General features: G+C 67.3%; 16 protein-coding genes. 11 read left to right on the top strand and 5 right to left on the bottom strand.

Translation table 11 applies throughout. From position 1 onward, the window contains the following. The first annotated feature begins 52 nt into the window (after positions 1 to 52). From I6H87_RS07290 to I6H87_RS07275, 4 genes are all read left to right on the top strand, one after another. Positions 53 to 1,234, top strand: coding sequence for a LysM peptidoglycan-binding domain-containing protein (locus tag I6H87_RS07290; protein ID WP_011616265.1), 1,182 nt, complete (start codon positions 53 to 55; stop codon positions 1,232 to 1,234). A gap of 7 nt (positions 1,235 to 1,241) precedes the next feature. After that, on the top strand, positions 1,242 to 2,441 hold the full coding sequence (dprA, locus tag I6H87_RS07285; protein ID WP_011616266.1) for a DNA-processing protein DprA: 1,200 nt from the start codon (positions 1,242 to 1,244) through the stop codon (positions 2,439 to 2,441). A 68-nt stretch (positions 2,442 to 2,509) separates the two neighbouring features. Next, the gene (locus tag I6H87_RS07280) at positions 2,510 to 2,914 is read left to right on the top strand and encodes a thioredoxin family protein (protein ID WP_011616267.1); all 405 of its coding nucleotides are present in this window, start codon (positions 2,510 to 2,512) and stop codon (positions 2,912 to 2,914) included. Positions 2,915 to 3,061: 147 nt separating this feature from the next. Further along, a complete protein-coding gene (locus tag I6H87_RS07275; protein WP_011616268.1) occupies positions 3,062 to 5,749 on the top strand; it encodes a DNA topoisomerase III in 2,688 nt (895 codons plus the stop codon). Positions 5,750 to 5,823: 74 nt separating this feature from the next. On the opposite strand, the gene I6H87_RS07270 is transcribed toward I6H87_RS07275, so the two are convergent. Continuing rightward, positions 5,824 to 6,771, bottom strand: coding sequence for a LysR family transcriptional regulator (locus tag I6H87_RS07270; RefSeq protein WP_011616269.1), 948 nt, complete (start codon positions 6,769 to 6,771; stop codon positions 5,824 to 5,826). 200 nt (positions 6,772 to 6,971) lie between these two features. On the opposite strand from I6H87_RS07270, the gene I6H87_RS07265 reads away from it, so the two are divergent. Beyond that, positions 6,972 to 7,226 carry a hypothetical protein gene (locus I6H87_RS07265; RefSeq protein WP_010811331.1) on the top strand — a complete coding sequence of 85 codons (255 nt, stop codon included), beginning with the start codon at positions 6,972 to 6,974 and terminating at the stop codon, positions 7,224 to 7,226. Between the two features lie 293 nt (positions 7,227 to 7,519). Here the strand turns inward: I6H87_RS07265 and I6H87_RS07260 are convergent, their stop codons facing one another. The 3 genes from I6H87_RS07260 to I6H87_RS07250 form a co-directional block, all read right to left on the bottom strand. Next, complete coding sequence (locus tag I6H87_RS07260) at positions 7,520 to 7,975, bottom strand: YMGG-like glycine zipper-containing protein (protein ID WP_010811332.1); 456 nt, start codon at positions 7,973 to 7,975, stop codon at positions 7,520 to 7,522. Positions 7,976 to 8,199: 224 nt separating this feature from the next. Next, entirely contained in the window at positions 8,200 to 8,394 is a 195-nt protein-coding gene (locus tag I6H87_RS07255) for a YbdD/YjiX family protein (protein ID WP_010811333.1), read from the bottom strand. Positions 8,395 to 8,408: 14 nt separating this feature from the next. Continuing rightward, a complete protein-coding gene (locus I6H87_RS07250; RefSeq protein WP_010811334.1) occupies positions 8,409 to 10,481 on the bottom strand; it encodes a carbon starvation CstA family protein in 2,073 nt (690 codons plus the stop codon). 405 nt (positions 10,482 to 10,886) lie between these two features. Between I6H87_RS07250 and I6H87_RS07245 the strand changes: the two genes are divergently transcribed. Together I6H87_RS07245 and I6H87_RS07240 are read left to right on the top strand one after the other, a co-directional pair. Beyond that, positions 10,887 to 12,293: a cache domain-containing protein gene (locus I6H87_RS07245; protein ID WP_010811335.1), complete on the top strand. Its 1,407-nt coding sequence runs from the start codon at positions 10,887 to 10,889 to the stop codon at positions 12,291 to 12,293. Then, on the top strand, positions 12,290 to 12,964 hold the full coding sequence (locus I6H87_RS07240) for a response regulator (protein ID WP_010811336.1): 675 nt from the start codon (positions 12,290 to 12,292) through the stop codon (positions 12,962 to 12,964). The genes I6H87_RS07245 and I6H87_RS07240 overlap by 4 nt, the downstream gene beginning before the upstream one ends. 63 nt (positions 12,965 to 13,027) lie before the next feature. On the opposite strand, the gene I6H87_RS07235 is transcribed toward I6H87_RS07240, so the two are convergent. Continuing rightward, entirely contained in the window at positions 13,028 to 14,884 is a 1,857-nt protein-coding gene (locus I6H87_RS07235; protein ID WP_011616270.1) for a phosphoenolpyruvate carboxykinase (GTP), read from the bottom strand. 462 nt (positions 14,885 to 15,346) lie between these two features. On the opposite strand from I6H87_RS07235, the gene I6H87_RS07230 reads away from it, so the two are divergent. The 4 genes from I6H87_RS07230 to I6H87_RS07215 all read left to right on the top strand — a co-directional run bounded on the left by I6H87_RS07230 (position 15,347) and on the right by I6H87_RS07215 (position 20,074). Further along, the gene (locus I6H87_RS07230) at positions 15,347 to 16,372 is read left to right on the top strand and encodes a D-2-hydroxyacid dehydrogenase family protein (protein WP_010811338.1); all 1,026 of its coding nucleotides are present in this window, start codon (positions 15,347 to 15,349) and stop codon (positions 16,370 to 16,372) included. A gap of 226 nt (positions 16,373 to 16,598) precedes the next feature. Beyond that, positions 16,599 to 17,771, top strand: coding sequence for an MFS transporter (locus I6H87_RS07225; protein WP_011616271.1), 1,173 nt, complete (start codon positions 16,599 to 16,601; stop codon positions 17,769 to 17,771). Between the two features lie 165 nt (positions 17,772 to 17,936). Then, complete coding sequence (locus tag I6H87_RS07220) at positions 17,937 to 18,575, top strand: MOSC domain-containing protein (protein WP_011616272.1); 639 nt, start codon at positions 17,937 to 17,939, stop codon at positions 18,573 to 18,575. Between the two features lie 260 nt (positions 18,576 to 18,835). Then, positions 18,836 to 20,074: an efflux RND transporter periplasmic adaptor subunit gene (locus I6H87_RS07215; protein WP_010811341.1), complete on the top strand. Its 1,239-nt coding sequence runs from the start codon at positions 18,836 to 18,838 to the stop codon at positions 20,072 to 20,074. Position 20,075: the final 1 nt, after the last annotated feature.

Here is a 20,075-nt window from a genome sequence, read left to right as displayed (position 1 = left end):
CAGGCACGCTCTCCCGGGTCAATCCGGCCGAAACCACCGGCCGGTCAGGAAAATGCGCGATCTTACCAAAGAACACCAGGCGGCGTCGGGCCGCAGGCTGCACGCGTTCATCCCTAAGCTTGCCTATGCGTTGCTGAGTGCCGCTGGCATCACTGCGGCGGCCGCGCTTCCGGCCCTGGCTGCGGACCTGACGGTCACGCCGGCGCAGCAGGCCGAAGCCCAGCGCACGGCCCAACAGGGCATCCCCGTTTCAGACCTGGCTGCCAATGCGCCGTCGCAGTACACCGTGCGCACGGGTGACACGCTGTGGGGGATCTCGGGCCGCTTCCTGCGCCAGCCATGGCGCTGGCCTGAGCTATGGGGCATGAACCGGCAACAGATCCGCAACCCGCACCTGATCTATCCGGGACAGATGCTGTACCTGATCCAGCGCGACGGCCGCGCCTGGCTGTCGACCACGCCCGCCGGCAGCGGCACGGTGCGCCTGTCGCCGCAGATACGCGGCAACGCCGCCGACGGCGCCGCCATCCTGAGCATCGCGTCTTCCGATATCGAGCCTTTCCTGATCCGCCCGCTGGTGGTCGACCAGGATACGCTGGCCACCTCGGCACGCATCGTCGCCGTGTCCGAGTCGCGCGTCATCCTTGGCCGCGACGATACCGGCTACGCGCGCGGCATCCCCGCCGACGCGCCGCAAGGCAGCGACTGGCAGGCCTACCGTCCGGTCACCCCGGTGCGCGACCCCGTCTCCAATGCCGTGCTCGGCTACGAGGCCGAATACGAAGGCAACGTGCGCCTGGCGCGCGCTGCGCAGGGCCCGGATGCGGTCTCGACCATGCAGGTCACGCAGGCCAGGCAGGAAATGGGCGTGGGCACGCTGCTGATGCCGCAGCCCGCGCGCGAAGCGGCGCGCTATGTGCCGCACGCGCCCGATACGCAACTCGACGGCCGCGTGGCCAAGGTCTATGGCGGGGTCGAGTTCGGCGGCGCCAAGCAGGTGGTGGTGCTCAACCTCGGCAGCCAGGCCGGGGTGGAGCCCGGGCATGTGCTGGCGCTGTCGCGCACTGGCGAGACCGTCGCCGACAAGACCGACAGCAACCGCGCCATCCGCCTGCCCGACGAGCGCTACGGCCTGGCCTTTGTCTTCCGCGTGTTCCCGGGGGTGTCGTATGCGCTGGTCACCGACGCCTCCAACGTGATCGCGGTCGGCGACCGGGCGACCTCGCCGCGCTGAGCCGGTCTTGGCGACATCGCAGGCGGCCCTGGCGGCCGCCGCTTCTCTTTGCCATGCAGGCGCTGCCCGGCAGCTCACCACGCGCGATCCCGACGAGCTGAAGGCGTGGCTGCAGCTCGCCTGCGCGCCCGGGGTCGGCCCGGTCACGGTGCGCCTGCTGCTGACCGCATTCGGGTTGCCGCAGCAGATCCTGGCGCAGAGCGTGGCAGCGCTGTCGTCCGTCGTCCCCAAGAAACACGCCCGCGCGGTGCTGGCCAGGCCCGGCACCGGGCTGCCGGCACTGGTCGAACGCACCCTCGCCTGGCTCGGCACGCCCGGCAACCACGTGGTCACGTTTGGCGACGACGCCTACCCTGCCCGCCTGTTCGACCTGCCCGACCCGCCGCCGCTGCTATATATCAAGGGCGATCCCGCGCTGCTGGCGCGTCCTGCGGTGGCCATCGTCGGCGCGCGTGGCGCCACCGAGCAGGGCAAGCGCGATGCGCAGGCCTTCGGGCGGGCGCTGTCCGAGTCGGGGCTGGCGGTGGTCTCGGGGCTGGCGCTGGGCGTCGATGCCGCCGCCCATGCCGGCGGGCTGCAGGGTTGCGGCGGTACCGTCGCTGTTACGGGTACGGGGGCCGACCGGGTCTATCCGGCCGAGAACCTGGCGCTGGCCCACGAAGTGGCCGCGCGCGGCGCGATCGTCACCGAATTCCCGCTCGGCATGCAGGGCCTGCCCGCCAACTTCCCGCGCCGCAACCGTATCATCGCCGCCCTGGCACGCGGGGTGCTGGTGGTGGAGGCCGCGGCGCGCTCGGGCTCGCTGATCACCGCACGGCTGGCGGCCGACCTGGGGCGCGAGGTATTTGCGGTGCCGGGCTCGATCCACGCGCCGCTGTCAGCCGGCTGCCACCTGCTGATCCGCCAGGGAGCGAAGCTGGTGGAGCGCGTGGAGGATGTGCTGGAAGAGATCAACCTGCTGCCGGCACCTGCCCGCCCCGCTGCCGCGCGCGTTCCCGCGTCCGTACCGGAGCAACCAGATCTTTCTGACTTTGCCGGCCACGCCGACCCCCTGCTGGCCGCTCTCGGCTACGATCCGGTTACGCTGGATGCGCTGTGCGAGCGCAGCGGCCAGCCGCCGGAAGCCGTCGCGGCGCGCCTGCTGGAACTGGAACTGGCCGGGCACGCCGAGCGTCTACCGGGAAACGTGTTTCGGCGGCTTGGGTGAGCCGCAGCGCAATACCGATACAATCGCCGGCAGCCCGCGTGCCGCGGGCGCCTCATGTTTCCGATGCCATGACCGTTTACTTTCCAGAACGTGACGCAGGCGCCATTGCCGGGTGCCTGGCAGCGCGGCCGCAGGGCCGCCTGGTGGCCTGCCTGTGCGCGCAGTGGTGCGGCACGTGCCGGGACTACCTGGCGGCGCTGACCGCGCTGGCCTCGCGCCATCCGGAGGATTGCTTCGTCTGGATCGACATCGAGACGCACGCGGATGCGCTTGGCGATATCGATATTGAGAATTTCCCGACGCTGCTGGTGCAGCCTGCGTCGGGCGGCACGCCCCAGTTCTATGGCACCCTGCTGCCGCACATCGAGGTGCTGGAACGCATGCTGAGCCGCGGTGCGGCGATGCCGGCGAGTGCCGAAGACGTGCCGCAGGTGCTGGACTGGTTGCTTGCCGGGGGGAGCAGCGCCGCCTAGGCGGCGACAGGGTCGGCGGCGGGGCTTGCTTGCACCGCCGTTGAAAGCGCGCTTATTATTGGCGCCTCATAGCCCCCCGGCGTTCTGATTACTTCGTTTGTAGTGCAATTCGCGGGTTGCCGGATGCAGCTCGCAAGGACCCTTCCCATGTCAAAAGCCCTCATCATCGCGGAAAAACCGTCGGTCGCGGCGGATATCGCCCGTGCCCTCGGGGGGTTTACCAAGCACGACGAGTATTTCGAGAGCGACGACTACGTGCTGTCCTCCGCCGTCGGCCACCTGGTCGAGATCGCCGCGCCGGACGAATACGAGGTCAAGCGCGGCAAGTGGAGCTTCGCCAACCTGCCGGTGATCCCGCCGCATTTCGACCTGCGCCCGATCGCCAAGACCGAGTCGCGCCTGAAGGTGCTGAACCGGCTGATCAAGCGCAAGGACGTCACCGCCCTGATCAACGCCTGTGACGCGGGACGCGAAGGCGAACTGATCTTCCGGCTGATCGCGCAACAGGCCAAGGCCAAGCAGCCGGTGCGCCGGCTGTGGCTGCAGTCGATGACGCAGCAGGCGATCCGCGATGGCTTCGCCAGCCTGCGCGAAGACGAAGACATGCTGCCGCTGGCCGACGCCGCGCGCTGCCGCTCCGAGGCCGACTGGCTGGTCGGCATCAACGGCACCCGCGCCATGACCGCCTTCAACAGCAAGGGCGGTGGCTTCTTCCTGACCACCGTGGGCCGCGTGCAGACGCCGACGCTGTCGATCGTGGTGGAGCGTGAAGAGAAGATCAAGCACTTCGTGCCGCGCGACTACTGGGAAGTGCGGGCCGAGTTCATCGCCGCCGCCGGCCTGTATGAAGGCCGCTGGTTCGACCCCAAGTTCAAGAAGAGCGAGTTCGATCCCGAGGCGCGCGAATCGCGCCTGTGGAGCGAGGCCGAGGCCAAGAGCATCGTCGCCGCCTGCCGCGACAAGCCGGGCACCGTCACCGAGGAATCCAAGCCGTCGACGCAGCAGTCGCCGGCGCTGTTCGACCTGACCACGCTGCAGCGCGAGGCCAACTCGCGCTTCGGCTTCTCGGCCAAGAACACGCTCGGCCTGGCGCAGGCGCTGTATGAAAAGCACAAGGTCCTGACCTACCCGCGTACCGATGCGCGCGCGCTGCCCGAGGACTACCTGGACACGGTCAAGCAGACCATGGACATGCTGGCCGACAGCTCGCCCAACTACCTGCCGCACGCCAAGAAGATTCTGGCGCAGGGCTGGGTCAAGCCGAACAAGAAGATCTTCGACAACAGCAAGATCAGCGACCACTTCGCCATCATCCCGACGCTGCAGGCGCCAAAGAACCTGTCCGAACCGGAGCAGAAGCTGTACGACCTGGTAGTGCGCCGCTTCCTGGCGGTGTTCTTCCCGGCGGCCGAGTTCCAGGTCACCACCCGCATCACGGAAGTCGCCGGCCACCACTTCAAGACCGAAGGCAAGGTGCTGGTCAACCCGGGCTGGCTGGTGATCTACGGCCGCGAGGCGCAGGGCGACAAGGATGCCGCCAACCTGGTGCCGGTGGCCAAGGACGAGAAGGTCAAGACCGACAAGGTCGAGAGCGTCGGCCTGACCACCAAGCCGCCCGCGCGCTACAACGAAGCCACGCTGCTGTCGGCGATGGAAGGCGCCGGCAAGCTGGTGGACGACGACGCGCTGCGCGAGGCCATGGCCGGCAAGGGCCTGGGCACGCCGGCGACGCGCGCGGCCATCATCGAAGGCCTGCTGACGGAAAAATACCTGGTGCGCGAAGGCCGCGAACTGATTCCGACTGCCAAGGCGTTCCAGCTGATGACGCTGCTGCGCGGCCTGGGCGTGCAGGAACTGACGCAGGCCGAGCTGACCGGCGAGTGGGAACACAAGCTCTCGCAGATCGAGCGCGGGCGCCTGAAGCGCGACGAGTTCATGCTTGAGATCGCGCAGATGACCCAGCAGATCGTCAAGCGCGCCAAGGAATACGACAGCGACACCATCCCGGGCGACTACGCCACGCTGGACACGCCGTGCCCGCAATGCGGCGGACAGGTCAAGGAGAACTACCGCCGCTTTGCCTGCACCGCGTGCGAGTTCTCGATCAGCAAGATCCCGGGCGGGCGCCAGTTCGAGATCGATGAGGTCGAAGAACTGCTGCTGAAGAAGGAAATCGGTCCGCTGCAGGGTTTCCGCAGCAAGATGGGCCGTCCGTTCGCCGCCATCCTCAAGCTGGGCAAGGACGACGAAGGCCATTACAAGATGGAATTCGACTTCGGCCAGAACGACGACGACAACGACGGCGAGCCGGTCGACTTCAGCGGCCAGGAGCCGGTGGGCACCTGTCCGAAGTGCGGCGGCTCGGTGTTCGAGCACGGCATGAAGTACGTCTGCGAGAACAGCGCGACCAGCCCCAAGAGCTGCGACTTCACCACCGGCAAGATCATCCTGCAGCAGGAAATCAGCCGCGAGCAGATCGGCAAGCTGCTCACTGACGGCAAGACCGACCTGCTGACGGGGTTCAAGTCGTCGCGCACCGGCCGCAACTTCAAGGCCTTCCTGGTCAAGCAGCCGGACGGCAAGATCGGCTTCGAGTTCGAGGCGCGCGAGCCCAAGGCGGGCGCCAAGACGGCGGCGAAGACCACGGCCAAGGCGGCATCGAATGGCACGGCCGAGGCGGCGCCGGCAACCAAGACGGCAGCGAAGACCGCGGCCAAGACGCCAGCCGCCAAGGCTCCGGCCACCAAGGCACCGGCCAAGAAGGCGGCAGCCAAGAAGGCCCCCGCCAAGACCGCCGCGGCCAAGAAGTCGCGCGCGGCGGCCGCCGGCGAGTAAGCGTCAGCGCGTCACGGCAAAACGCCCGGCATCGCCGGGCGTTTTGCTTTGGGTGGATCGGCCTAGGTAGCCGCTCAGGTGCGCACGGCTTGCGTGCCGTGGCTGGCGGCTGGCGCCGGCTGCGCTTCCTTGCCGCGTACCTGCCCTTCTTCGAGCAGGAAGTCGATAAAGGCGCGCACCTTGGTCGGCAAGAACTTGCGGCTCGGGTAGACCACGCTGACATCGCGCCGCGGCAGCTGGTATTGCGGCAGCACATGCACCAGCTTGCCGGATTCGATATTGGGACGCGCCAGGTAGGACGACAGCATGGCCACGCCCATGTCGGCCAGCGCCGCCTGGTGGGCCAGCTCGGCATTGCTGCACAGCAGCCCCGAGCGGATCGGCACGGTCACCTCGCCTTCCGGGCCCAGCAGCGTCCATTCGTGCTCGGCGCTGGGCAGGCGCATGGCAATGCAGCGGTGGTGGCTGAGTTCATGGGCATGGCGGATCGGCGCGTGCGCCGCCACATAGCCCGGCGATGCGCACAGGATCACTTCGGCCGACAGCAGCGGGCGCGCCACCAGGTGCGAGCCCAGGCCCAGGTCGGACAGCATCACGGCCACGTCGCGGCCTTCTTCGACGATATCGACGTTGCGGTCCGACAGGATCACGTCGAACACCACGTCCGGATACAGCTGCTGGAAGCGCGCCAGCAATTCCGGCAGCAGGTGCAGGCCGAACATCACCGGGGTGACCAGCCGCAGCGTGCCTGACAGCGACTGGCTGCGCGCCGTGACCACGCTTTCGGCTTCTTCCACGTCTTCCAGGATCTGCTGGCAGCGCTGCAGGTAGGTTTCGCCGGCGTCGGTCAGCGACAGGCTGCGGGTGGTGCGGTTGAGCAGGCGCGTGCCCAGGTGGCTCTCCAGGTCGGCCACGTAGCGCGTCACCACTGCGTTGGACATTTCCAGCTGCTGCGCTGCACGCGCGAAGCTTCCCAGTTCCACCACCTTGGAAAACACACGCATCGATTGCAGGCGATCCATGACACAGTCTCCCGGTTCTGCGCTGAATTCTTACGTAATCAGCCTATTTTATTGTTCGAATCAAAACTAATCATTGTGGATCCTGATATTTATTGATATGAGGGAAATGCCTAATATCTAGCCATCGGATGCCGCAATGCAACATAGTCTTTCGTCGAAGTGACGGCTCAGGCATCCATGCAATAGAGAAAGCCTGAATCATGAAAACCAACCGCTACGCCCTGATCGCTGTCGCCACCCTCGCCGCCGCCCTGTCGGCCGCACCGGCCTTTGCCAAGAACGGCAAGTTCGATGTGTTCACCGACGGCGCCAAGGTAGCCAAGTTCGATCCGTACACCGACGGCGCCCGCACCGGCAAGTTCGATCCGTACGTCGATGGCGCCCGCACCGGCAAGTTCGACACCTACACCGAAGGCGGCAAGTACGACACCACTACCGATCGCGCGCCGCTGTAAGGCCGCCTGGCCGCCTCAGGCCTGCCTCCCCGGCGGTCTCTGGCAGCGCGATCCCGGGGCCGCTTCCTCCGCTTGTGCGGCCCCGCCTGCTTCAAACCTGGTCTCCACAGGTCCTTGGGGGAGCGCCTTGCAGCCTCTCCGCCTTTATTGGAGAAAAAGCCCGCACCGGTTCCGGTTGCGGGCTTCTTTGTTTCTGCATCCGGCGGCTTTGCAAGCACTGGCGAATGATTATGCCAGACGCCGCAAATGAAAAACGGGCCATGACGGCCCGTTTTGCTGACCACTACGACTTCTTAGTCGTCGTAGTGGTGGCGATGGTGCTTGTGCTTCTTGCGCTTGTAGCTGCTCTTGTAATAGCGGCGGTGGTCATCGTCGTACGAGTTGCTGCGCGAGACATTGCCGCCCAGCGCCGCACCCGCGCCGCCGCCCAGGCCGGCGCCGATCAGGCCACCGGTGCGGCCGCCCATGGCGTTGCCAGCTGCGGTGCCGGCACCGCCACCCAGCGCGCCGCCGATGATGGCACCGGTGCGCTCACGGCGGTTGGAGGTCACTGCGCCACCGGCGCCGCCGCCCACTGCACCACCGATCACTGCGCCGGTGCTGCCGCCCAGCGCGCCGCCCACCGCGGCACCGGCGACGCCGCCGAGTGCGCCGCCCAGGGCGTTGTTCATGTCACTCGCGACGGCCGGCAGCGCGCAGGCCGCCAGGGCGAGGGCAATGGTCAGATTGCGAACGGGATGGCGAGTCATATCTTTTTTCCTCGAATTGCCATGATGTGTCGCAAGTGTAGAGAAGGAGCCGCACCCTTGCTGTAACTACCTGTAAAGCCCTGTAACCCGCTACAGAAACGGTATCCGTGCATTACAAAAGCGCGGTAAACACGCAACACTTGATAAAAAGACAGGCGATCAAGTGATCGCCTGTCTGCTTTGTATGCCGCCGGCCCCGCAGGAGGACGGCGTTCAGCGTGTGCTCAGCAGCACTTGCCCTGCCCGCCGCCGTAGCGTGCCTCCTGGCGCTCGCGGAAGAATTCCTCGTAGCTCATCGGCTCGCGGTCGGGGTGGGTGCTTTCCATATGGGCCACGTAGGTCTGGTAGTCGGGCAGCCCGACCATCAGCCTGAGCGACTGCCCCAGGTAGCGTCCCATCGTTCCGAGTTGTTCCAGCATGGCGGGCTCCGGTATCAGGACTGGGCCGAGGCGGCGCCCGGCAGCGGCTCGAACGGCGTTTCCTTGTCGGTCGGGCGCTTCGCGGCGCGCGCCTGCAGCGCGGTCTTGAAGCCGTAGAACACGATCGACAGCACCACCAGCATGAACAGCGCGCACAGGCCGGCGTCCAGGTAGTCGTTGAAGACGATGCGGTGCATCTGCTCCATCGACTTGGCCGGGGCCAGCACCTTGCCTTCGGCAATGGCGGCGCTGAACTTGGCGGCGTGGGTCAGGAAGCTGACCTTGGGGTCGGCATGGAACAGCTTCTGCCAGCCGGCGGTCAGCGTGCAGATCAGCAGCCACACGGTCGGCACCAGCGTGACCCAGGCGTACTGGCCGCGCTTCATTTTGACCAGCACGCAGGTGCCCAGCACCAGCGCCACCGCGGCGAGCATCTGGTTGGAGATGCCGAACAGCGGCCACAGCGTGTTGATGCCGCCCAGCGGATCGACCACGCCCTGGTACAGGAAGTAACCCCATGCCGCCACGCACAGCGCGGTGGCGGTCAGGTTGGCGACCAGCGAATCGGTCTTGCGCATCGACGGGATAAAGCTGCCCAGCAGGTCCTGCAGCATGAAGCGGCCGGCGCGGGTGCCCGCGTCGACGGCGGTCAGGATGAACAGCGCCTCGAACAGGATGGCGAAGTGGTACCAGAACGCCATCATGGCCTGGCCGCCCACCACCTGGTGCAGGATATGGGCGATGCCCACGGCCAGCGTCGGCGCGCCGCCGGCGCGCGAGAGGATGGTGTTTTCGCCGACGTCCTTGGCGGTCTGCACCAGCACGTCAGGCGTGATCACGAAGCCCCAGGTCGAGACCGCGTGCGCCACCGCTTCCGGCGTGGTGCCGATCACGGCCGCCGGGCTGTTCATGGCGAAGTACACGCCCGGCTCGATCACCGAGGCGGCTACCAGTGCCATGATCGCGACGAACGATTCAGCCAGCATCGCTCCGTAGCCGATAAAGCGCGCGTGGGTCTCGTTCTCCAGCAGCTTGGGCGTGGTGCCCGACGAGATCAGCGCGTGGAAGCCCGACACCGCGCCGCAGGCGATGGTGATGAAGAGGAACGGAAACAGGTTGCCCGACCACACCGGTCCGCCGCCTTGCGCGAACTGCGTGAAGGCCGGCATCTTCAGGTCCGGGGCGACGATCAGGATGCCGACCGCCAGCGCGATGATGGTGCCGATCTTCAGGAAGGTCGACAAGTAGTCGCGCGGCGCCAGCAGCAGCCACACTGGCAGCACGGCGGCGATAAAGCCGTAGATGATCAGCATCCACGTCAGCGCCTTGCCGTCATAGGTGAACAGCGGCGCCAGCACGGCGCTCTCGTGTACGTACTGGCCGCCGATGATGGCCAGCATCAGCAGCACGAAGCCGATCACCGACACCTCGCCGATGCGGCCCGGGCGGATATAGCGCGTATAGATGCCCATGAACAGCGCGATCGGGATCGTCACCGCCACGGTGAACGTGCCCCACGGCGAGTCGGCCAGCGCCTTCACCACGATCAGCGCCAGCACCGCCAGGATGATGACCATGATCATGAAGCAGCCGAACAGCGCGATCATGCCCGGGATCGTGCCCATCTCGGACTTGACCAGGTCGCCCAGCGAGCGGCCGTCGCGGCGCGTGGAGATGAACAGCACCATGAAGTCCTGCACCGCGCCGGCGAACACCACGCCGGCGAGCAGCCACAGCATGCCCGGCATATAGCCCATCTGCGCGGCCAGCACCGGGCCGACCAGCGGGCCGGCGCCGGCGATGGCGGCGAAGTGGTGGCCGAACAGCACCGCCTTGTTGGTCGGCACGTAGTCCAGGCCGTCGTTATGGCGCCACGCGGGCGTCATCCGTTTGGGATCGAGCTGCATCACCTTGTCGGCGATAAAGCGGCTGTAGTAGCGGTAGGCGATCAGGTAGATGCAGAGCGCGGCAACCACGATCCACAGCGCGCTGACGGCCTCGCCGCGCGCCAGCGCGACAGTGCCGAAGGCAAACGCGCCAAGGACGGCGACAGCCAGCCACACCAGGTGTTCTCCGATGCGATTCATAGTGAAGGGTCTCCTCAGACCGGGATATGGATAGCCTGCGGCGGCGAAAGACTGGTAACAGGCAACTGGCAGGATCGGCAGCGGGGGTGCGCCGAGGGCGGGCAGCGGGGGCAATCCGGCGGTGAGGGTGTCTCCTGGGATAGCTGCTGCGCGCCCGGTTGTGTCGTCGTTTCCGGATCTCGTCTTGCAGGCAGGCGACGCACCGTCCGGGTGTGGACGGTGCACCAGCTGCGTCCGCGCATGCGCCCTGCTGGGGCGGCGGCGCGTTCGGCGTGTAGTATTGACACCCGCCAAACCCCGCACAAGCGCGTAACTACGCAGCACTTCTGCGTAGTACTACGCAAATCGACGGTGGCATGCCGCCTGCGCGGCATCGGTGTTTACCCCCGGTCCCCCCGCACTCGTATGAAACTCCGCCAGAAGATCCTGTTGCTAGCCGTGGCGCCACTTGCGGTTGCCATGCTGGGCATCGCACTTGCCGTGCGCTTCCAGGCCACGCAGCTCGCGCAGCATGAACGCGCGCTGGTCGAGGCCGCCTACCTGCAGAGCAAGGAAACCGAGCTGCGCCACTACGTAGAACTGGCGCAGAGCGCGATCGCGCCGCTGGTGCGCTCCGGGCGCACCGACGCCGCCACCCGGCAGGCCGCGATGGAGGCACTTGCGCGGCTGGACTACGGCCCCGACGGCTATTTCTTCCTGTATGACCTGCACGGCCGCAACCTGATGCACCCGCGCCAGCCCGAACTGGTCGGCCAGGACCTGTGGACGCTGCGCGACCCGCAGGGCGCGCTGACCATCCAGCAACTGATTGCCGCAGCCAAGGGCGGTGGCGGCGCGGTGCGCTACCTGTGGAGAAAGCCCTCGTCGCAGCAGCTGGCGCCCAAGCTCGGCTATGTGGTGGCGGTGCCCGAATGGGGCTGGATGGTGGGCACCGGCATCTACCTGGATGACGTGGAAAGCACGCTGCGCCAGCTCGATGCCCGTGCCGAGACCGATATCCGCCAGACCATGGCCTGGATCGGCGTGATTGCCGGCATCAGCATCCTGCTGGTCGCCGCCAGCGGCCTGGCGCTGAACGTCAGCGAGCACCGCGAGGCCGACGCCAAGCTGCGCCAGCTGGCGCAGCGCGTGGTGCAGTCGCAGGAAGAAGAGCGCGCCCGGCTCTCGCGCGAGCTGCACGACGGCATCAGCCAGCTGCTGGTGTCGGTCAAGCTGGTGCTGGAAACCGCCACCAACCGCCTGCGCCTGGCCCCGGCCGAAGGCGCCGCGGTGGCGCCGGTGCTGGGCATGGCGCTGAACCGGCTCGATACCGTGTTCAATGAAGTGCGCCGCGTGGCGCGCAACCTGCGCCCCGCCCTGCTCGACGACCTGGGCCTGTACGCCGCGCTGCAGCACCTGGCGCGCGAGATGCAGGGCGGCAGCGGGCTGGAAATTGCGGTGACTCAGAGCGGCACCCCGCGCGAACTGCCCGACGAGCAGGCCACGGCGCTGTTCCGGATCGCCCAGGAAGCCTTGACCAACGTCGAGCGCCATGCCGGCGCGCGCCGGGTCGTGGTGGCGCTGGCCTTCGATGCCGATGCCACGCGCCTCACCGTGCGCGACGACGGGCATGGCTTCGACGTGGCGCGCATGCAGGAGGACCCGCAGCGCGGCATCGGACTGCGCAACCTGCGCGAGCGCATCGCCGCGCTGTGCGGGCAGTTCGACATCGTTTCGGGCATGGGCGGCACCCAGCTGGTCGCTTCACTGCCGCTGGCCAGGCCCGCGGCCATTGCGCACGATCCCGTTTCAGCAGGACCCTCGCCGTCATGACCCAGCTAGCCGACTCCGCCGAAGTGCCCGCCCGCGTATTACTGATCGACGACCATGCGCTGGTGCGCGACGGAATGCGCATGCATCTGGCGCTGCAGCCCGGCCTGCGCGTGGTCGGTGAAGCCGACGACGGCGAGGCCGCGCTGGCGTGGCTGGACCGAGCCGGTGCCGCCGAGCTGCCCGACCTGGTCATCACCGATATCGGCATGCGCGGCATGGGCGGCATTGCCCTGGCCGCGGCGCTGCATGACCGCTATCCGGAACTGGCGGTGCTGATCGTGTCGATGCACGACAACCTGGAATACGTGCGCCAGGCGGTGCGTGCGGGTGCGCGCGGCTATGTGCTCAAGGACGCGCCCGCCGACGAGCTGATGGCGGCGATCCAGTCCGTGCTGGCCGGACGGGTCTTCTACAGCGCCCGCATTGCGCGCGGCATGGCCGAGCAGAGCCCCGCCGCAGGGCCGCTCGATGCGCTCACGCCGCGCGAGCGCGACATCCTGCGCGGCATCGGGCGGGGCCTGGCCAACAAGGAGATCGCGGCGCAGCTGGGGGTTTCGGTGCGCACGGTGGAGACGCACCGGCTGAACCTGAAGCGCAAGCTGGGGATCGAGGGGCGGGCGGGGTTGGTGAAGTACGCAGTGGAGACGCTGGGGGATAGCGAGGCGGGATAAAAAAAACGCCCGTCTCGGCAGAGACGGGCGTCTTTATTGCGAACTGCGCGAACCGTGGCGCGATCAGCCTTCCAGCCGCTTGCCCAGCGCCGCCCGCACATCCGCCAGCGCCTGCGGCAGCCGATGCCGCAGCTTGGTGAACAACTCATCATGCAGCACCAGCTCCTGCTGCCACGCTTCACGGTCGATTGAAGTCACCTGCGCGAACTGCGCCGGTGTGAAGTCAACGCCATTCCAGTTCAAGTCCTGGTAGCGCGGGGTAGTGCCGAACATATGCTCGGCGGCTTGCCCCTTGCCTTCCACGCGGTCGATCATCCACGACAGCACGCGCATGTTCTCGCCGAAGCCTGGCCACACGAAGTTGCCGTCGGCGTCCTTGCGGAACCAGTTGACGCAGTAAATCCTCGGCAGTTTCGCGCCCGCGGCTTCCAGCTTCTTGCCGAGTTCGAGCCAGTGGCCGAAGTAATCACTCATGTTGTAGCCGCAGAACGGCAGCATGGCGAACGGGTCGCGGCGCACCACGCCCTGCTGGCCGGCGGCCGCGGCGGTGGTTTCCGAACCCATGGTGGCGGCCATGTAGACGCCTTCGGTCCAGTTGCGGGCCTCGGTCACCAGCGGCACGGTGGTCGAGCGGCGGCCGCCGAAGATAAACGCATCAATGGGTACGCCGGCCGGGTTGTCCCAGTTGTCGTCGATCGACGGGCACTGCGATGCCGGCGCGGTGAAGCGGGCGTTCGGGTGCGCAGCCTTGGCGCCGGTGGCCTTGGCGATTTCCGGGGTCCAGTCCTTGCCCTGCCAGTCGATCAGGTGCGCCGGCGCTTCCTTGGTCATGCCTTCCCACCACACGTCGCCGTCGTCGGTCAGCGCCACGTTGGTGAAGATGACGTTTTCCTTCAGCGTCGCCATCGCGTTGTAGTTGGTCTTCTCGCTGGTGCCCGGGGCCACGCCGAAGTAGCCGGCTTCCGGGTTGATCGCGTACAGGCGGCCGTCCTGGCCCGGCTTGATCCAGGCGATGTCGTCGCCGATGGTGGTGACCTTCCAGCCCTCGAAGCCCTTGGGCGGGATCAGCATGGCGAAGTTGGTCTTGCCGCAGGCCGACGGGAACGCGGCGGCGACGTGGTATTTCTTGCCCTCGGGCGAGGTCACGCCAAGGATCAGCATGTGCTCGGCCAGCCAGCCTTCATCGCGGCCCATGGTCGATGCAATGCGCAGTGCAAAGCACTTCTTGCCCAGCAGCGCGTTGCCGCCGTAGCCGGAGCCGAACGACCAGATCTCGCGCGTTTCCGGGAAATGGACGATGTACTTGGTCGGATTGCACGGCCAGGCCACGTCCTGCTCGCCGGCGGCCAGCGGCTTGCCCACGGTGTGCACGCACGGCACGAACTCGCCGTTGGTGCCCAGCACGTCGTACACGGCGCGGCCCATGCGCGTCATGATGCGCATATTGACCGCCACATACGGCGAATCGGACAGTTCCACGCCAATATGGGCGATCGGCGAACCCAGCGGGCCCATCGAGAACGGCACCACATACAGCGTGCGGCCGCGCATGCAGCCGTCGAACAGGCCGTTCAGCGTCTGGCGCATCTCGGCGGGTGCGGTCCAGTTGTTGGTGGGGCCGGCGTCTTCCTGCTTTTCAGAGCAGATAAAGGTGCGATCTTCCACCCGCGCCACGTCCGAGGGGTCCGACAGTGCCAGGAAGGAATTCTTGCGCTTGGCCGGGTTCAGCCGCTTCATGGTGCCGGCGGCGACCATCTGCTCGCACAGGCGGTCGTATTCTTCCTGGGAGCCGTCGCACCAATAGATATTGTCAGGCTTGGTCAGGGCGGCGATTTCCGCGACCCAGGCCACCAGCTTGGGGTGCTTGACCCAGGCCGGCGCATTGACGGGCGCCGTACCTTGCATCGTGGGGTGGTTCATACTGCAGACTCCAGATTCGTAAAGGGGAAGGAAGGGAAGGAATCCTTGCAAAGCCTGGCCAGCGGGCAGATGGGGCCGTCACACGCCCGGAGTGATGGTCACACTCGGATCGACACATCCCGTTACAACTCCGCGGCGGCCCCGTTTATGCAAAAGGTCGCGGCGGTCCCTGCGGCTGCGCTACAGTTGCGCTTCGCGCGCGCAGGGGTGGCTGCGCGGGCTGGCCGGACTTTGCCCGGGTGCGATCGCGTGGCGGGAGCAATGCTCGACCGACAATCCGCGGCGGCACCGGAACGGGCAAGGATACCACTGGCGCACCCCCCTGTTTTTTGCTATGCAACAATCGCCGCCACCGGCCGGCGCGGGTTTTTCGATATTTCTCAACAATACTGTTGGCCGGCGCGCTGCTCGGTGGCCGCGCGCACCAACCGGCACAAGACCGTTAGATAACCAGAGTTGCCGATGAAGATTGCCGTACTCGACGATTACCAGGATGCCGTGCGCAAGCTGCCTTGCTTCAGCTTGCTGGAGGGGCACGACGTCAAGGTGTTCAACAACACCGTCAAGGGCGTGGGCCAGCTGGCCGCACGCCTGTCAGACGTCGAAGCCGTGGTTCTGATCCGCGAACGCACACGCATCACCCGGCAACTGTTGGAAAAACTGCCCAAACTGAAGCTGATCAGCCAGACCGGCAAGGTCGGCGCCGGCCCCGGCAGCCATATCGACCTGGATGCCGCCACCGACCGTGGCGTGGCTGTGCTCGAGGGCGTGGGTTCGCCAGTTGCGCCGGCGGAGCTGACCTGGGCGCTGATCATGGCGGCGCAGCGACGCATTCCCCAATACGTCGCCAGCCTGAAGCATGGCGCCTGGCAGCAATCGGGGCTGAAATCGACGACGATGCCGCCCAATTTCGGCCTTGGGCAGGTGCTGCGCGGCCAGACGCTGGGGATCTGGGGCTACGGCAAGATCGGCCGGCTGCTGGCTGGCTACGGCCGCGCCTTTGGCATGAAGGTGCTGGTCTGGGGCCGCGAGGCGTCGCTCGAAGGCGCCCGTGCCGACGGGCTGGGCGTGGCCGAATCTAAGGAGCAGTTGTTTGCCGACAGCGATGTGCTGTCGATGCACCTGCGCCTGAATGACGACACCCGCGGCATCGTCAAGATGACTGACCTGACCCGGATGAAGCCCACGGCGCTGTTCGTCAACACCAGCCGTGCCGAACTGCTGGAAGAGAACGCGCTGGTCACCGCGCTGAACCGGGGCCGCCCGGGCATGGCGGCCATCGACGTGTTCGAGTCCGAGCCGATCCTGCAGGGCCACGCGCTGCTGCGCATGGAAAACTGCATCTGCACGCCGCACCTGGGCTATGTTGAGCGCGACAGCTACGAGCTGTACTTCCGCACCGCGTTCCAGAACATCCTGGACGTGCTGGCCGGCAACCATGACTGCATCGTCAACCCGAAGGCGCTGGCGCCGGTGCTGACGCGCTGAGTCACCAGCGGCCGGATTGCCTCCGGACGGCCCGCCCCCGACACCCCTGTTCCGCCATGCGGGACAGGGGTGTTTCACATCTGGCCGGGCATTTCCTCCGGGAAACGCGAATTCCATGAAACCGCTACACTCGGGACTTCCCTTACCGCCCGGCCTGCCAGGGCCCGCGGCAGCCCAGACAACAACAAGGCGCCCCCTGCGCCAATCCACAATTCCCAAGGCCGGCATGGACCCCAGGCTAGTGACGCTCTGCGTCGGCAACTTCGTCATTGGCACCGGTGCGATGATCGTTACCGGCATGTTGAACGACATTGCCGGCGATTTCGGGCTGGGCGCGGCCAGCGCCGGGCAGCTGATCTCGGTGTTTGCGCTGGCCACCTGCATCGGCGCCCCGCTGTTTGCCACGCTGGGCTCGCGCATCGACCGCCGGCTGCTGCTGGCCGGGTCGCTGCTGGTCTACGGGGTAATGCACCTGGCCGCCGCGTTTGCGCCCAGCTTTGCGGCGCTGATGGCGATCCGCTTCCTGACCGCGATCGGCGCGGCCATCTATACGCCCCAGACCGCCGCCACGCTGCCGCTGCTGGTCAACGCACAGACGCGCGGGCGTGCCATCAGCTTTGTGTTTCTTGGCTGGAGCATTGCCAGCGTGGTGGGCGTGCCGCTGGGCACGTGGATTTCCAGCACGCTGGGCTGGCGCGTCAGCATGGCGCTGGTCGGGGCCCTGGCGCTGCTGGTGTCGGCGGCGGTCTGGCGCGCGCTGCCGCGCGGGCTGAAGGTGCCGCCGGCCGGGCGCGAGGCCTGGGGCGCGGTGCTGCGCCACAAGCCGATCATGCTGGTGGTGCTGACCACCATGATCTCGTCGGCGGGCATGTTCACCGTGTTCACCTATATCGCCCCGCTGATGCGCGACGTTTACGGCATCAGCGGTGGCGCGCTCAGCCTGATGTTCCTGGCCTACGGCGCCTGCGGCGTGTTCGGCAATGCCATGGCGGCGTCGCGCATGGACCGGGTCACGCCCAGCCGGATCGTGCAGGTCACGCTGCTGACCTCGATCACGGCCATGGTGCTGTGGCCGCTGGCCGGGTTGGGCAGCGTTGCGCTGGTGTTGCTGTTCATGCTGTGGGGCGCGGGCGGGTTTGCCACCAACAGCGCGCAGCAGGCGCGGCTGGTGCTGCTGGCGCCGGAGCGTGCATCGGTGTCGATCTCGCTGAATTCTTCATCGATCTACCTGGGCCAGGCCGCCGGCGCCATGGTCGGGGCCGCCATCTATACGCTGGCCGGCGCCGATATGCTGCACTGGGGCGCGGCGGCGCTGATGCTGGCGGCGCTGGCGGTATCGCAACGCGCCCGGGCGCTGGGCTGCCAGTGGCAGCGGCCGCAGGCGGCGCAGCAGGTGTGATGCAAGGCTGAAACCAGAGGCGGCTCCCCGCCGCCGGCTTCCTTGTGAGGGACCGCACCAAGCACTTGTCCACAGTGTTATCCGCCCCGTTATCCTCAGGCATATCCGCAGCTTATCCACAACCCTTTCCACAGCCGGAAGGGTAACCACGAAGCGGGGGCGCACGTGAGCGAATCCAGACCTCGGCCGGGCCTTGCGCGCGTGCTGGCGGTAAGCCTGGGCAAGGCCATCCCGCTGGTGGTCGCGGGGGCTGGCACCGAGGCGGTGGTGCTGTCGGGCATTCGCAAGCACCCTGTCAGTACCCTGCTGCACCCGTTGCGGGTACAGGTGCAGCCGCTGGGCCTGGCCGGCGACGAACAGGGTGACCTGACCGTGCACGGCGGCCTGGACAAGGCGGTCTACGCCTATCCCTTCGAGCACTACCCGTGGTGGAACGCGCGCCGCCGCGCGTGCGGGCAGCCTGAGTCAGGCCCGCCGTTGCCGTTTGGCGCCATCGGCGAGAACCTGACCCTGGAGGGGCTGCTTGAATCCCAACTCTGGATCGGCGACCTCGTGCGCGTGGGCACGGCCCTGCTGCGGGTGGAGTCGCCGCGCAAGCCCTGCTACAAGTTCAATGCCGCGCTGGGCTACCGCCACGCGGTGCGCGACATGATCCAGAGCGGCTACTCCGGGGTCTACCTCAGCGTGGTGCTGAAGGGAGAAGTGCGCGCCGGCGATGTCGTGGTTGTGCAGGCCGGGCCACGCGAACTGTCGGTCGACAGCGTCAATCAGTGGCGCCGCGATGGCCGGCGGCAGCTTTTCTGATAATGTTTGTCTAACCATACAAGCGCCCCGCTAAACACATCTCCGGCCTCCCCTGTGGCCCGGACGGCGTTTGCCGGTGCCGGGCATTACCAGACCCTTGCAACCCTGTAACGGACTGTAATACGCGGCGCTGGCTCCGGCGGGCGAAGCGCGGTACTAGTAGAGTCTTTGCGCGACGCGCACCGGCAACATCTGGGCACAACCAGCCGGGCGATTACGGGGAGTGGCGCGAAGACGCGGTGCAGAGGGTCCACACAAATATGAAATCTGACAGGATCGACCAGCCCAAGGGCTTCGTCGACAGCAACTGGAGGGCGGCCACCGGAACCGGGCGCGGCCGCGTATCGCCGTGGGCGGTGGTGGCCGTGGTGCTGGTCATTGCCGGCCTGGGCTGGTTTGCCTGGCGTACCTGGTTTGCGCCCAAGCCCGCGCCCAAGGCGCCGGCCGCCGTGGTGGTGTCCACCGCGCGCGTGCAGCAGGGCGACGTGCCGCTGCAGGTCACGGCCAACGGCAATGTCACCGCGCTGTCCACGGTCGAGGTGCGCCCGCAGGTGTCCAGCACCGTGCGCACCGTCCATATCAAGGAAGGCCAGACCGTCAGGCCGGGCGACCTGCTGTTCTCGCTCGATACCCGCATGGACGAGGCCAACCTGGCCAAGGCTCAGGCCCAGTTGCTGCGCGACCAGGCCGACCTGGCCGATGCCCGGCGCACGCTCGCGCGCAGCCAGGAGCTGCTGCAGCGCAACTTCATCTCCAGGAGCGCGGTCGACACCGCCCAGGCCAAGGTGGATGGTTTTGCCGCCACCGTGCGCGCCGACCAGGCCGCGATCGAAGCCAGCCGCGTGGCGGTCAGCTACGGCGCCATCCGCGCCACCATCAGCGGCCGCACCGGCGTGATCAACGCCTTCCCGGGTTCGCTGGTGCTGCCCAACAGCACCCAGCCGATGGTCATCATCGCCCAGGTGCAGCCGATTGCCGTCACCTTCAGCCTGCCCGAGCGGCAGCTGGGCGCGCTGCGCGAGGCGCTGCACGCCGGCCCGGTGCAGGTCACCGCGCTGCCCAACGACGGCAGCAAGACCCCGGTGACCGGCAGGATCACCTTTGTGGATAACACCGTCGATCCGCAGTACGGCACCATCCGCGTCAAGGCGCAGTTCGACAATGAGGAGCAGCGGCTGTGGCCGGGCACCTATGCCAACGTCAACGCCGTGGTGCAGACCCTGAAGGGCGCGCTGTCGGTGCCGCCGCAGGCGGTGGTGACCGGCCCCGAAGGCCGCTTTGTCTATGTGGTCCAGCCCGACAGCAAGGTGGCGCGCGTGCCGGTGCAGGTGGTGACCACCACTGCCGCCGCCGCCGTGGTCGAGGGGGTGCAACCCGGCGCCCGCGTAGTCGTGGAAGGCATGCAGAACCTGCGCCCCGGCGCGCTGGTGCGCGAGGCCCCGGCCGCCGGCGCCTCGGCCGCCGCCGCCCGTCCGGCCCCTGCCACCGCGGGGCACTGAG

Origin of the sequence: Cupriavidus necator (assembly GCF_016127575.1) — a bacterium.
GTDB classification, from domain to species: Bacteria; Pseudomonadota; Gammaproteobacteria; order Burkholderiales; family Burkholderiaceae; genus Cupriavidus; species Cupriavidus necator_D.
The sequence above is the reverse complement of the archived record's forward strand: the minus strand, read 5'-3'. Positions and strand labels throughout refer to the sequence as shown.